The sequence below is a fragment of the Anaplasmataceae bacterium AB001_6 genome (assembly GCA_020002265.1).
Classification (GTDB): domain Bacteria; phylum Pseudomonadota; class Alphaproteobacteria; order Rickettsiales; family Anaplasmataceae; genus AB001-6.
Window position 1 is genome coordinate 179461 of sequence record CP048228.1, and the last position, 14394, is coordinate 193854.

Here is a 14394-nt window from a genome sequence, read left to right on the forward strand (position 1 = left end):
AGTCTAGATTATATTAATAATAAATCACGTAACTTTACACTATTCGGTTGATAGATTCAACTCCTTGTGATCTCATAAACAAAGAATAACTATAATAGATTTTGTTCAATCTACTAGTCATTAATTGTAACTTCGCATCTGTGAGATCAGTTTGAGCATCCAATTCATCTATAAAAGTTCTTAATTTTAAATCAACTTCTCTTTTTGTTGCTTTAAGCTCTAGTTGTTTGGCTTTTACAAGATCAGCAGTTGCTTTAATTGAACTATCAGAAGCTTTTACTTGTAAATAGTCACTTGCAATATCTTTTAATGTAGCATTTAATGCAAAATGATAATTATAACCAGATGCAGCGACATCAGATACACCTTTCTTATGTACGAAATAAAATGCTCCAGATTGAAAGAAAGGCAGAGATAATGATAAATTTACAAATTCCTTACCTACATCTGCTCCAGTTGCTCCAGCACTAGAAGAATTAGATTGAATAGAACTTCCTACGGTTAATCTATAACTTCCAAACATTCCTGCTTTTTCTAATCTACCGGCATGTTTAACTAAATCTTTCTTCTCTCTTAGCACCTTTAAGGCTATGTTATTACTTATTCCTAAAGTTTTAAAATCATCCATTGTGCTTTCTTTAGGTAAAAGGTCAGAGATAGATTCATCAATTGTCATATTATCAGTCGCAGAGACACCAGTAATTCTATGAAAGTCCTCTTTGGCAATTTCATAATTTCCTTCAGCGTTTACTTTCTTATAAATCTGTTCACTCAATTTCGCTTGAGCTTTAGCCATCTCTCTAGCAGAGATCTCTCCAAGTTCCAATTGCTTTTCTGACATTTTAACATGTTGCATAAAGCTATTAACATTCTCTGAATACAACTTCAATTCATTCCTTGTTGCTATCACCTTATTATAAGCGTTTATAGTGCTCAATATTACAGATTGTCTTTTATCTTCTACTTCTAGGTCAGCAATCTTAGCATTCAAATTTTGAACTTTAAAATTACTTATATGTTTTGGGAGATTTAAATCTTGTGATATACCCAAAGTGGTATTTTCACTTCTCTGATTACCATTTGGGTTAAGAACATGATTACTATCAAAGCTAGAATACTCACTATTGTATCCAACAGAAGCTGTGGGGAAAGCACTAGATTTACTAGCTGAGGATTTATTATGTGTAGAGATAGCATTTTGTTCTTGTGCTTTTAAACTTTTATTGTTTTCCATTGCAGATTTTATTGCAGCTCTCAAAGTTAACTCATCTTGAGCAGCTTCAACAATTCCAATAGAAGTAAAAGAAAACAAACAGCAGAACAATACGATGGATGTAATAGCAAGAATATTTTTTTTAACGCCTATTTTAGTTTTAATATTTTCTTCCATAAAATTGATACCTTATAATCAAAGATCCTATTTATACATTGCTAGCAACATTTTACTAGAAAACAATAACACGCAGATCACTGCTATATATAGAAATAGAAAATAAATCCCGATATTAGACTAAAAATAGAGGCAGAAAACGTCCTTTCGCAACAACATAAACTACCGATCGATTTATTTTCATTTCATTAAGAAATAGATCAAACGTCAACAATAAGACAATAATCAACAATAAAAAGATCAATTAGCTTCATAACAATTAATCACAAAAAAGTTGATCACTAAAAGACCCATCCATAGTTCAAAGTAAGCACCTTTCGTATAGTAGATAGAAGGTGTAAACTACATTCTATCTTCTACTTACAATTTGTCAATACTGTCACAATTCTATGATGAATAAATTAAAGAATATGATATATCAATCTTCAAGATTGATACACTAGCTTAATTTTGAACTGACTATTTTTATTCCCTATTCTTGATCAACTTTCATGAAAATATATTTTTTCATGAAAAGATCGCGATATTCACTAATTTTTATTAAATTAATATAAGAAAGAATTTATGGTTTGATTTGACAATTACTATTAGTAAATATAACATTATGGTTGGCTTGTTTTCATTTAGCACGCTCAGTTATTTTAGTGAGTTTGTTGTTTTGAATTGTGAATATTAATCCTCCCTATATCAGATATTGCTTCGGGGAGCCAGATAATAATTTTGTGATTATTTATAGAGAGAAGAAAGAGTAGTTGTATGGTTTTTATAAAGTCGATGGCGACTTATGTGCCTAGTGTGCGGGATGTTAAAAAAAATTGGATAGAAATAGATGCTGAAGGGGCAGTTTTAGGTAGATTAGCTGCTTATATTGCAAGCATTTTGAAAGGTAAAAATAAACCTCATTATACCAGTTTTCTAGATTGTGGTGATAATGTTGTGGTTGTTAATGCTGAAAAATTACATCTAACAGGAAAAAAAATGAAAAATAAGGTGTATTACAGACATACAGGATATTTAGGAGGGCTTAAGAGTACAACTCCTGAAAAAATAATAGCTGGAAAGAACCCAGAACGTTTGTTGAAATTGGCTGTTAAGCGTATGCTTGGAAATACTCCAATGGGTCGTCATAGATTAAGTAATCTTAAAGTTTATGCTGGATCTAAACATAAACATGAAGCTCAGAAGCCTATGGTTGTTGATTTTAAGTCTTTGAATGTTAAGAATGCGAGGAGGGTCGTAAGTGGTTAGTGATAAGACGGTTAAGGTAAGAAAAGTCGGGAAATCTTTTTTAGCAAAATCTGGTGACTGTTATGGAACAGGAAGAAGAAAATCTTCTGTTGCCAAAGTCTGGATAGTTAAAGGTAGCGGTAATTTTGTCGTGAATGGATTGTTACTTGATAAATATTTTGTACATGAATACGATGTTAGAAATGTATTAACTGTTTTTAGAACTGTTAATTTACTTGCGAGCGGCTTTGATGTGAAGGTAGCAGTTAGCGGAGGAGGTACTACAGGGCAAAGTGGTGCTATTGTACTTGGCCTTAGTAGAGCATTAGCTATTATGGATGATGATCACCGTGTTGTTTTGAGAAATTCTGGTTTCTTAACTAGGGATTCTAGGGTGGTTGAAAGCAAAAAATACGGTCGTAAAAAAGCTAGAAAAAGGTTCCAGTTCTCTAAAAGATAGATTTTCTTATTTTTATGGAAACATTATAGCCTTATCAAGAAAGTGGATAATAAAGCTTTTAGTTTTGTTGTCTTCTGTATTCATGCTTTATTATCTTTCAGTGTGTATTTTTAAGGGTGTCTGTGTTCTATAGGTTTTTTTTAAGTGTCTTTGCCTTGTAAGATTTCTTATTGCTTATTTTTCCTGAGTGTGTTTCTATTTGAGTCTGTACCTCTATTTAGTTTTGAGGTACCTTGCGGCTTAAAATATCTTTCTGCGCACGATAATGTAGAGAGTCTTTTATCATCGAATAATATAAATTCATTTGAATCATACTCTTCTGTTCTAAATAAGGTTTATAGTTGTCAGTGGGATGAAGCAGTTACAGAGACCAAAAAGATGGAAGATCCTGCATTCAGCGAATTGGTATACTGGTTATATTCTTCTTATTTATCTTATTTATCTAAAAATAATGAATCTTATAGTGTTTCGGAATTTGATCAAAAATTAATAGAGGAACTTACTGTGAATGTTTCGCAGTATAAATCATTTCCGCTAGCTAACAATGCTTCCATACGAAAAATATTTATGAATTGCCCAAAAATTGTTAGCATTAATAGCAAAAAAAATGAAACCATCAAATCTGCTTCAAATGATAATTTATCGTACTCTTATATTGGTGGATATGATTATATGCGTGATAAATTAGCAAAAAATGATGTTACGGTAGGTGATTTAGCGAAGATTAAAAAATATGCTTTAATGAATAAAGAGTTATCTTATTCTTATCTTTTGTGGTGCAAGGAGCGTGGATTATATAAAGATGGTGTAGCTATCTTCAAGAAATTGCCGATTGATTGGTCTTCAGGGGTTAATTTTTCTAATTTACGTAAAATATACGTTAGAAACATATTGTACAATAACATAACAGAGCTATACGAGGATGCATATTTTCTGACATCTGCTAATCCTTTTGAATCAGGAGGGGATATGGTAGAAATGGAGTGGCTGGCTGGCTGGGTTGCTTTGGAATATCTTGATAACCCTTCTCTCGCTAGGAGGCACTTTACTGTGATAGTAGAAAAATCAAATCGTGCTATATCAAAATCCAGAGGTTTATATTGGCTTGCTAGATCATATGATGCATTGGGCGATAAATTGACATCTTATGAAAAATATAAAAAAGCTGCTAACTATCCCAATACCTTTTATGGTCAATTGGCATTACAGAAATTGGGAAATGTGCACTCATTATCTTTTAAAGACAATTATGAATTGATAAAGAAAGTTGATATTTCCAAAGGTAATATTGGCAAAGTTAATTATGTTCGTGGAGTTCTATATAAAAATATCTACATATTATCTGCTTTAAAAGAAAATGGTTTATTAAAGATATTGATGGATCGAATAGCTTTGCATACCGGTGATATGGCAGCTTACGATTATGATTCAATATTTAAGATTGCATCAATGACGGATAATAAGTATTTGGGTTTAATTGTCGCAAAGGATCTTTATCTTAATAAAAATATTATTCATATTTCCCATCTATACCCTTATGAAGGTGAGATGTTTAATTTTTCTAGACGTGATCATAAGTATTATTCATATTTTGTTAGCCTAGTCTATGCTTTATCTAGACAAGAAAGTAGTTTTGATCATATGGCCATTAGCCCAGCAGGCGCAAGAGGTTTAATGCAACTTATGCCAATGACGGCTGGCGAAGTTATCAGAAATAAATCAGGAGCTAAATTAACTCATGATCAGGTAAATCTTTTCGATCCAAATTGCAATGTTTGGTGTGGAACCAATCATTTGATTGATCTTGGTAATTATTATTCTGGAAGAATAGTACCCGTTATTGCGGCTTATAATGCCGGTCGTCACAGAGTTGATAAATGGATTAATGATAATAAAGAATTATTTGAAAGTGGTGACATAGATAAGATGATTAATTGGATAGAGCTTATTCCTTTTAGTGAAACCAGAAATTATGTTATGCGTGTATTAGAAAATGTTGCTGTATATCATAGTCTTTTATATTCCAATGATGACGTTCAACCTGTTATATTGCCTACTATTATCACAAATAAATTGGAACTTCGATATCATGATGCAAAAGATTTTTCTTGCTATAATACAACTAAAGATAATACAGTAGTAAATTAGTTGAATCACTTTTTTCTATATTGCTTGTTGTAGTTTGACTAACATTCTCTATAAATTTATCCATATAATTTTGGTACCTATGAAAACGTGAAAAATTTGCTATCTCTGACATTATATGATCAGTTTCAGAAAAGGACTCTAAGAATTCTTGGATTATATATTTTTTAGTTTCCTTGAATTTTTCAATGTTAATGCCGATTTTTACTATATTTCTGATTATCTCTCGAATTCTATCTTTTATCTTTTGAATATCTATTTCTCTTGTTGGATCTATTGTTATCAAATAAAATGTTCCCTTGGAATAAACTTTTTTATCTAGCGATATGTCAGATATTTCAGATGGAATATCTTGATATACAGAATGCATTATAAGTGATAATATCACCATGAATTGATAATCACTATCTTCGTTTCTTCTATCAAAAGGGATTATATAATATAATTTCCCTGTATCACTTACTATGTTGAATTCAGAAGAATTTGTCAGATTTTCTTTGATCTCAAGATCTGCTATTTGACTGTGTTGATAACTGTAGTTCTTTTTGGTGTTTTGTTTTTTTGATATCTTATCTACTAATTTTACCACTTCTGCCTCAGAGATATCATTACTCATTATAGTTATTACTAATTTCTCTCTGTTATGTGTTGCTGCTAAAAAATCATCTAGTTGTTGCATATTGAGGTTTTCTATTGTTTCGACAGTGCCATATTTTTTTAACATATAAGGGTGTTCTTGAAATATTTTTTGCATCAGAGTGTTTATTGGTTCTAGGAGATTATTTCTATCTTGGCATTCTATCTTTGCTATTTCTTTAATTTTTTTGATCCTTTCTACATCAAGGTGTAGATCGTATATAATTTCGTTAATTAATTCGGGGATGATATTTTGAAATAGCGCCTTGTCTTTGAATATGAATTCAAAATATATGTCATCCAATCCGTATCCATATATGATCTCTATATTGTGTTTATTCGTAATCTCTGATATCTTCTCTCTAGACCACTTTATGGTGTCACAGTTCTCAAAGGCTTTCATCAACAGAAAAGTGATACCATTATTGCTTTCATTCTCTTGACTATAACCACAATTGAACAAAGAAACTCTTACTCTTTTTTCTTCGTAATTTGTGCCTTTTATAAGATTTGTAATGACATTTTCGTCATTGCTATCTATATTAAAAACACGAAGATCTGTAGCGTCTATAGGCGTTGTATGCAATATTATTAGTGTTATTAAGACTTCAACAAAAAAAAGCTTATTAAACATTTTAGTGATTTTTATATTGATGCATTTTTCTATTTTTAATTGATATAAATCTATTGATGATAGTGTATATACTGTTTATTTACAACTTCTTATTGTTACAAATATTATAGAGAGCGTTATACATATATCTGCTATATTAAAAACTGGATAATGAAATTTATCATAATGTAGATCAATGAAATCTATCACTTCCCCAATTCTTATTCTGTCAATCAGGTTAGATATCGCACCGCCTAATGTCACAGATAAGGCATATTTTATAACCATTCTCTCTTCTCTCAATATTATTAGTATAATTCCAGATAAACATATTGCAGTTATACCTAGAATATACTGAGAGGCATTTTTTACTTCAGATAACATGCCAAAACTGATTCCTTTATTTAGAGCCAATGTAATAGCAAAATTATTTGTTATTGTTTTACTTTCACTGATTTGAAAATGTTCAGTAATAAAAAGCTTGCTTATTTGATCAATAAATATAACTGCAGAGATGATAAGAGAAATATATAAAAAGCTGCTTATTTTTAGTGATTTAATATGTGGTATTTGTTTCATTTTTGCTATATATTTACTCATGGTTGCTGTTTCCTTTTTAGGAAGAATGCCTCTATATCTTTATATACCGCTACTTAGTGATTCAAAAAATTCTTATGATATCGCGTAGAATTACTTATTATATACGTAAAATAGCTGTTTGTGTACTTTTTACTTACTTTTTTGTTAGTTTACTGACTTATAGCTCACAAGATAGTGCCGTTAATGTCATATCTAGTGATGAAATAACCAACTTAGGAGGAATATTAGGTGCTGTGATAGCTGATATATCTTTTCAGTATTTTGGGCTTTATTCGATAGCTCTAGCAATAACTCTTGTGAACGCTTTTTATTCTCAAAGAAGCAGAAATATTAAATATATTGCTACTTATTTTGCACTATGTAGTAGCTATTTTTTCTTCACTTATTACGAAAATATTGATGAAAATTGGTTATATTCCAATTATGCAGGTATATTTGGTTTTTTAACCTATATGGATTCTCTATCTGTATTTAAAACATATATACATTATTGCTCTCCTGTTTTATTCTGCTTATCTAATATTATTATCTTTAAACAGCTGTCTGATGCATTTATTTCTGTATTTCATACAAGCATAAAATATACAATTGCTATTGTTAATTTTATTTCGTTTTGTATTTTATTCTGTACAAAAAGATTGTACAAGATGATGTATGTTTTTTATGCATTGATATTCTCTCTATTAGCAAAAAAAAAAAGATCTAAAGAGCCTTTAAACATTAATTGCTCTGACGATGAAATTATAAATGAGTACAATGATTCTGATTTATATCAAGAAGAAGTTGATGATAATTATGATGACATAAAAGATATCTATGATGATAATAATAATCATAGAGAAGAAGAAAAAAATTATGAGAATATCTCTGATGTACAACCTGATGAAATAGAAGATGAAGATATCGAACAAGAGGAATTAGAAGAATGTGATGAAGATGTAGATGATACAGACTGTGCTGCAAATAAACATTTTGCAAATAAAACATATGATGTTAGTAAATTTGAATTACCTAGTTTGAACTTTTTAGATAAGAAAAGAGAAATCAATCAAAACGTTAAAGTAATGGAAGATAAGGCTGCTTATCTGGGGAATGTATTATTAGATTTTGGTATTAAAGGGAAGATAACAAATGTTAGTGTTGGTCCTGTTGTTACTTTATATGAACTAAAACCAGAAGCAGGAACCAAATCTGCTAGAATTATTTCTTTGGCCGGCGATATAGCTCGTTCTATGAGCGCAATATCGGCTAGAATTTCTGTTATTCCGGGTAAAAATGCTATTGGAATAGAGCTACCGAATGATATCAGAAAGACAGTCTATCTAAGGGAGCTTTTTGCACAAGAACAATATTGTGCTTCTAAATATAAATTACCAATAGCTTTAGGACAATCAATTGATGGGAAGCCTATCGTAGTAGATTTGGCAAAAATGCCACATTTATTGGTAGCTGGAACTACCGGATCAGGAAAATCTGTTGCTGTTAATGCAATGATATTGTCTTTGCTATATCGCTTAACTCCAGAACAATGTCGGTTTATCATGATAGATCCTAAAATGCTTGAGCTTTCCGTTTACAATAATATCCCTAACCTTTTGACGCCTGTTGTTACAGAACCTAAAAAAGCAGTAATTGTCCTTAAATGGCTCACACAGGAAATGGAACGTAGGTATAAATTAATGTCTGTGCTTTCAGTACGAAACATTGGGGGGTATAACTCTGTTATTACAAATGATAAATCAGAAGGTGAATTCATTCAGCGACGTGTGTTAAAAAAAGTTGATAAAATGACTGGTAATAGGGTATTTGAAACAGTTTCTATCGAAAGAAAAGCATTGCCTTTTATAGTTGTAATAATAGATGAAATGGCAGATTTGATGATCGTTGCTGGAAAAGAGATTGAATCTTATTTACAGCGCTTAGCGCAAATGGCTAGGGCTTCGGGTATTCATATTATTATGGCAACACAAAGACCTTCAGTTGATGTTATCACAGGTGTTATTAAAGCAAATTTCCCTACTAGAATTAGTTTTGCTGTTTCATCCCGTATTGATAGTCGTACTATTATTGGTGAACAGGGAGCAGAACAATTGCTTGGCCGTGGGGATATGTTATATATGTCTCCAGGAAGAGGATTAAAGCGTATACATGGGCCATTTGTCAGTGATACTGAGGTCAAAAATATTGTGGAATACCTTAATTCTCAATTCTCTGACGATGCTTCAGAAGATGTCTTAATGCAATATTCAACTAATAATGATCTAGGAATAAATAATGATTTGATGAATGTGAATGATACAGAATCAGATGAATTGTTCGCTCAAGCTGTGAAAATAATTCTTGAAGAAAAGAGGACTTCTATTTCATACATTCAGCGTAGATTGAAAATTGGCTTTAACCGTGCCGCTAGTTTAATAGAAGAAATGGAAAGAAAAGAGATAATAGGACCCCAGCAGAGTAACGGAAAGAGAGATATATTGATATCCAATTTTCACAGCAGCACTCAATAGCAGATAGCAAGATCAAGATATAACTTAATGCTATTTCATAACATTATGCAGTAGCATTAAGTTTCTTGTTCTCTTATGTTTTGTTTGCGTAAGATGCTTTAAATTTCTCAATTGCTGCTAATACCTTTTCTCTGTCTACTATATCTCCTTTTTCTTCTATTTCGTTCATCATATCCGATTCATTTGATTCCAGATATAACAAAGCCTGTTGTTCTATATCAGAGATTAACTCAACTGGCATATCATCCAACGAACCACTAGTACCCATAAGTATTGTTACAGCTTGTTCCGCAACGTTCATTGTACTATGAGCGCCTTGTTTCAACAATTCAGTTAATACTTGACCTCTTTTTAGCAATCTTTTAGTTACATCATCCATATCAGAAGAAAACTGTAAAAATGCTTCTTTTTCTCTAAATTGTGCTAATTCTAACTTCAAGCTTCCTGAAACTTTTTTCATTGCTTTTGTTTGTGCTGCAGATCCAACACGAGAAACAGACGTTCCAACGTTAAGTGCTGGTCTAACACCTTTGTTAAATAATTCTGTTTCTAGGAATATTTGTCCATCTGTTATTGAAATAACGTTTGTTGGAATATAAGCAGAAATATCTCCAGCTTGTGTTTCTACTATTGGTAAAGCTGTTAAAGAACCTGCACCACGTTCATCAGACATTTTCGCAGCTCTCTCAAGTAATCTAGAATGTAAATAAAATACATCACCAGGATACGCTTCTCTGCCTGGGGGCCTTCTTAATAATAGAGATATTTCTCTATAGGCTACAGCATGCTTAGATAGATCATCATATACTATCAGACAATGCATGCCATTATCTCTGAAATATTCTCCCATAGTGCAAGCTGTGTATGGAGCTATATATTGTAAAGTAGCAGGTGAAGATGCATTTGCAGCAATTATAGTAGTGTAATCCATCGCTCCTTCAGACCTTAATACCTCTATAGTTCTCGCAATAGATGAACATTTTTGCCCTATTGCAACATATATACAATACATCTTATCTTTTTTGCTTCGAGATTTGTTTTTTGCTCTTTGGTTCAATATTGTATCTATAGCTATAGATGTCTTCCCAGTTTGTCTATTCCCAACTATTAGCTCACGTTGCCCTCTACCAATTGGCACCAAACTATCAATAACTTTAATCCCTGTTTGTAGAGGTTCATGTACAGATTTTCTATCCATTACACCAGGAGCTTTCTTTTCTATATAATCATAAATATCAGTTTCAATGGAACCATGATTATCTAGTTCATGGCCCAATGGATCCAAAACTCTACCAATGACAGCTTCTCCTACAGGCACCTTTACACCTTCTTTAGTTCTTTTGGCTATCATCCCCTCTTGTACTTCAGAGTCTTTACAAAAAAGAGTAGCTTCAACAGATAATTCTGTTATTTTTTGCACCATGGCATTGTGCTTATCATCAATTTTTATGAGCTCAGCAAAACCAACGTTCTTCATCCCATAGATTACAACAACTCCATCTTTTACAGAGATTATGCGACCGCATTCTTCTACATCTATCGATACAGGATTATCTTGAAATTGCTCTCTAATAATACTTTCTATTTCTGATATTTTAAGATCCATATTTGTAACACCCAATTAAAATATTATGATTTATATAGCACCAAAAGATTTCCTTATCGATATTTTACAGCGCTCATTTATTTTACTGATAAGATTATTTAGTGATGCATCCATAACATAATTATCAGTGTAGGCAATAAAACCGCTGCCTAATGCACTATTAAGCTTTTGCTCAACAAATGTTCTAATTTTTACCTTCTTAACAAAACCATCCTGTACTTTTGACACAGTTTCATCGCTGAGTTTACGAGAAGACTCAATGGTTAATTTTGTTACACCTTTCAATTTCAAATTAATATATGTCAATTGTTTCATCAATAAAGAGACAATATACATTTTTTTGTTCTGATTTAACAAGAGAAGTAATTTTAACAATTTTTTATCATTGACTATCTTTTTTAAGAGAGATTCTTTTTCTTCCTTTCCAATAAGAGTGCTATTAAGAAAGTCTCTTAACAACTCAGAATCACTTAATAAAGAACAGAATTTTTCCAATTCTCTTATTATCTCTTCTCCATATTTACCAAGGATGACTCTAGCATAATTGCCAGCAATAATTAAATCATTCATCTACAAAAACCACACCGATCAACTGATTTTACAATAATAAACAATTTGTGACAATAGCGTTTAACATAGGACATCTTGTATGAAATGTAATTTTCCTGCATCATATTAAGATGATTTTCCAATTTTATCATGCTAAAGAATTTTGAGTTATTACTTGCTCTACATTATTTAAGAATGAAAGGAGCACAAGGTTTCCTTGCTTTTACATCATTAGTGGGAATAGCAATTGGCACTGCTGTTCTGATCGTAGTTTTAGCAGTAATGCATGGCATCTCTAATGAGATACAAAATATCTTTATTAATATTAGCGGTCAAATAAAAATGGATAGCTATGAACATAAAATGGAAGATTATAATGATATTAAGTCAGAGTTAAATAAAATTGATACTATCAAATATTCAATTCCATACATAGAAGGACAAGCTATTATTAGCAGCGATGCACGTCATCCACGAGGAGCAATAATAAAAGGAATTAATATTCAAGAATTTCAGAATTTATCTGAAAAATTGATTGATTTTAAGGAAGAGCTTTTAGAAAATGGGATAATTCTCGGCTATGATATGGCATCCCTTTTGGGTGTTGATGTCGAAGATAAAGTGAATATCATTTCTCCTGTTATGATACAAACCCCTTCTGGAATCTTTCCAACAATGAAGCAATTAATTGTTGCAGGTTTCTTTGATGCTAATGTCAAAGATATCAATGAGAATTATGCGTATATTAATCTACGAAATGCTCAGATTCTATTTAAAGAAAAAGAAAATGTAACAGATGGAATTGAAATCTTTTTATATGAAAATGATGATATTGCCAAAACACAAACTAAATTGATTAGTATGTTTGATCATCTAGTTATTTCTAATTGGTTTGAACGACATAAATCATTTTGTCGTGCTATGGCTTTGGAGCGTCAATTGATGAAAATAGTACTTTTCATGATTATTTTGATTTCTATCTTTAATGTGTTCTCTTGTATCGTGATTATGATTAGAGAAAAAATGAAAGATATTGCTATCCTTAGAGCTTTTGGGGCCAAAAGATCTAGTATATTTATCATCTTTATGTTATGTGGAGTAATTCTACATATTGTCGGATTTTCTATCGGAGTATTACTTGGGCTCTGTGTTGCAGTCAATGTAAATTCTATCGTTGCATTTGTATCAAATAGATTTGGCTTTAAGATTATCGATATAAAAATCTATGATTTAGAACAAATCCCCATATTAATTAAAACAGATGATATAATGATAATCGGGATATATTCCTTTTTGTTAACAATCATATTTTTAACTTTTCCAGTTTATAAATCAACCAGAATAGAACCTGCTAAAGTACTGCGCGGATAGGATGTTTATACAAGTCTTCTTTGTGTAAATTTAGAGCTCATCTATAAAAGCTGATCTATAGGGATTTCTTTTCCAAATAGAGGGCCTTGTAGATATTGTATTTTAAGGTTCTTTAATATTTCTACTTGGGTATCATTTGTGATGCCAGTTGCTATAACATTTGATCCTATGCTATAGAAAAAATCTGATAAAAATTTAACAATATTCTGTGTTACCGGATTATTCTCTATATCTTCTATTAATCTCTCATCTATCTTAACAAAATCTACTCTCAAATTTAGTATCTCTGTCATTCTACCTATAGCAATACCGGACGTATTAAACATTATTTTACATCCCAGATCTTTCAATTTATTGATAAAAGATACAATCTCTTTTTTATTGTAGTGACTATATTCTCCATGTATTTCAATTACCATACGCTTAGCTAATGGTAAATCTTGTATATTACTGAAAAAATCTGTAAGCCAATAGTTACTTATACAACTTTTTAGGGATATTTTTGTAATAAATTTATTGTTTGCATCATGAGCTGTTTGATTTCTTACCATTTTGCACGCTATGTTATCTAATATTCCAATCAAGTTAAATTCTTCAGCAGAGCGTATTATATCTATTTCTCTAATCTTTTTTTGCTTAGGTAAATCTTTGATTGATAGAAAACTTTCATACATTTCTATTTTTCCATTGTGGATATCAATTATTGGCCTTGCATACATAACTAAAGAGCCTGAATCAATTGCAGAAGATATAAATTTTGGTAACTCATGGTTATTTTTTGTATCATCAAGGTGAAAATGAGATGCATAATCATCATAATTAACACAGAATACATTTGTCTTTGTAGCAAATTTTAAAGCAGCCAGAGCGTTTGATATCGGGTGAGTGTTAGTGGTCTTTTGATTGCAAGAGAATATGCAATATCCTAAAACACATTTTAAAAATATATTATGACCTTCCTGATTATTAAAATTTCTAATCAGTGGAAAAACTTCGTTATGTACTGAAATTTCTTGTTCAGTTAATATGAAGAAAACATGGTCAGAATGCCTAATCACGGTAGCATTCAAATGCTCAGAAAGTACTTCTTGTATTTTTATAACATAATCTTCATAATCACGACTAACATTATCGTTAGATACAATGTATGGAAAATTATCAATCGAGATAGCTATAAGTATCCCGCTTTCCATTTCAGTTACCTTGCTGACTAAATTGTAATCGTAGGTATATTCAAATTTTACCATACAAAACTCCTGAAATAATTACTTTTTTTAATTTATAACA

General features: G+C 31.1%; 11 protein-coding genes. 5 read left to right on the forward strand and 6 right to left on the reverse strand.

The genetic code is table 11. The features are described from left to right. Nucleotides 1-34: 34 nt before the first annotated feature. Nucleotides 35-1390 carry a TolC family protein gene (locus tag GUI12_00885; protein ID UAT42715.1) on the reverse strand — a complete coding sequence of 452 codons (1356 nt, stop codon included), beginning with the start codon at nt 1388-1390 and terminating at the stop codon, nt 35-37. A gap of 774 nt (nt 1391-2164) precedes the next feature. Between GUI12_00885 and rplM the strand changes: the two genes are divergently transcribed. From rplM to GUI12_00900, 3 genes are all read left to right on the forward strand, one after another. After that, entirely contained in the window at nt 2165-2638 is a 474-nt protein-coding gene (rplM, locus tag GUI12_00890; GenBank protein UAT43431.1) for a 50S ribosomal protein L13, read from the forward strand. Further along, the gene (gene rpsI / locus GUI12_00895; protein ID UAT42716.1) at nt 2631-3077 is read left to right on the forward strand and encodes a 30S ribosomal protein S9; all 447 of its coding nucleotides are present in this window, start codon (nt 2631-2633) and stop codon (nt 3075-3077) included. Before rplM ends, rpsI begins: the two co-directional genes overlap by 8 nt. A gap of 189 nt (nt 3078-3266) precedes the next feature. Then, nucleotides 3267-5225, forward strand: a complete 1959-nt coding sequence (locus GUI12_00900) for a lytic transglycosylase domain-containing protein (GenBank protein UAT42717.1) — start codon at nt 3267-3269, stop codon at nt 5223-5225. Here the strand turns inward: GUI12_00900 and GUI12_00905 are convergent. Then, the gene (locus tag GUI12_00905; GenBank protein ID UAT42718.1) at nt 5200-6492 is read right to left on the reverse strand and encodes an insulinase family protein; all 1293 of its coding nucleotides are present in this window, start codon (nt 6490-6492) and stop codon (nt 5200-5202) included. The two genes, GUI12_00900 and GUI12_00905, sit on opposite strands and share 26 nt — an antisense overlap. Before the next feature lie 75 nt (nt 6493-6567). Continuing rightward, a complete protein-coding gene (gene lspA / locus GUI12_00910; protein UAT42719.1) occupies nt 6568-7071 on the reverse strand; it encodes a signal peptidase II in 504 nt (167 codons plus the stop codon). A gap of 74 nt (nt 7072-7145) precedes the next feature. Here lspA and GUI12_00915 point away from each other — a divergent pair, with 74 nt between their 5' ends. After that, entirely contained in the window at nt 7146-9581 is a 2436-nt protein-coding gene (locus GUI12_00915) for a DNA translocase FtsK (protein UAT42720.1), read from the forward strand. A 73-nt stretch (nt 9582-9654) separates the two neighbouring features. On the opposite strand, the gene GUI12_00920 is transcribed toward GUI12_00915, so the two are convergent. Next, nucleotides 9655-11187 (reverse strand): F0F1 ATP synthase subunit alpha, encoded by a 1533-nt coding sequence (locus tag GUI12_00920; GenBank protein ID UAT42721.1) that lies wholly within the window; start codon nt 11185-11187, stop codon nt 9655-9657. 30 nt (nt 11188-11217) lie between these two features. After that, nucleotides 11218-11757: a F0F1 ATP synthase subunit delta gene (locus GUI12_00925; protein UAT42722.1), complete on the reverse strand. Its 540-nt coding sequence runs from the start codon at nt 11755-11757 to the stop codon at nt 11218-11220. Between the two features lie 129 nt (nt 11758-11886). Here GUI12_00925 and GUI12_00930 point away from each other — a divergent pair, with 129 nt between their 5' ends. Continuing rightward, nucleotides 11887-13107: an FtsX-like permease family protein gene (locus GUI12_00930; protein UAT42723.1), complete on the forward strand. Its 1221-nt coding sequence runs from the start codon at nt 11887-11889 to the stop codon at nt 13105-13107. A gap of 41 nt (nt 13108-13148) precedes the next feature. Here GUI12_00930 and GUI12_00935 read toward each other — a convergent pair whose 3' ends face one another. Further along, entirely contained in the window at nt 13149-14354 is a 1206-nt protein-coding gene (locus GUI12_00935) for an EAL domain-containing protein (protein UAT42724.1), read from the reverse strand. Nucleotides 14355-14394: the final 40 nt, after the last annotated feature.

Coding starts and splice junctions, on each gene's coding strand:
- lspA (UAT42719.1), bottom strand. CDS start 7,071: ATGAGTAAATATATAGCAAAAATGAAACAAATACCACATATTAAATCA.
- GUI12_00935 (UAT42724.1), bottom strand. CDS start 14,354: ATGGTAAAATTTGAATATACCTACGATTACAATTTAGTCAGCAAGGTA.
- GUI12_00885 (UAT42715.1), bottom strand. CDS start 1,390: ATGGAAGAAAATATTAAAACTAAAATAGGCGTTAAAAAAAATATTCTT.
- GUI12_00920 (UAT42721.1), bottom strand. CDS start 11,187: ATGGATCTTAAAATATCAGAAATAGAAAGTATTATTAGAGAGCAATTT.
- rplM (UAT43431.1), top strand. CDS start 2,165: ATGGCGACTTATGTGCCTAGTGTGCGGGATGTTAAAAAAAATTGGATA.
- GUI12_00905 (UAT42718.1), bottom strand. CDS start 6,492: ATGTTTAATAAGCTTTTTTTTGTTGAAGTCTTAATAACACTAATAATA.
- GUI12_00925 (UAT42722.1), bottom strand. CDS start 11,757: ATGAATGATTTAATTATTGCTGGCAATTATGCTAGAGTCATCCTTGGT.
- GUI12_00915 (UAT42720.1), top strand. CDS start 7,146: ATGATATCGCGTAGAATTACTTATTATATACGTAAAATAGCTGTTTGT.
- GUI12_00930 (UAT42723.1), top strand. CDS start 11,887: ATGCTAAAGAATTTTGAGTTATTACTTGCTCTACATTATTTAAGAATG.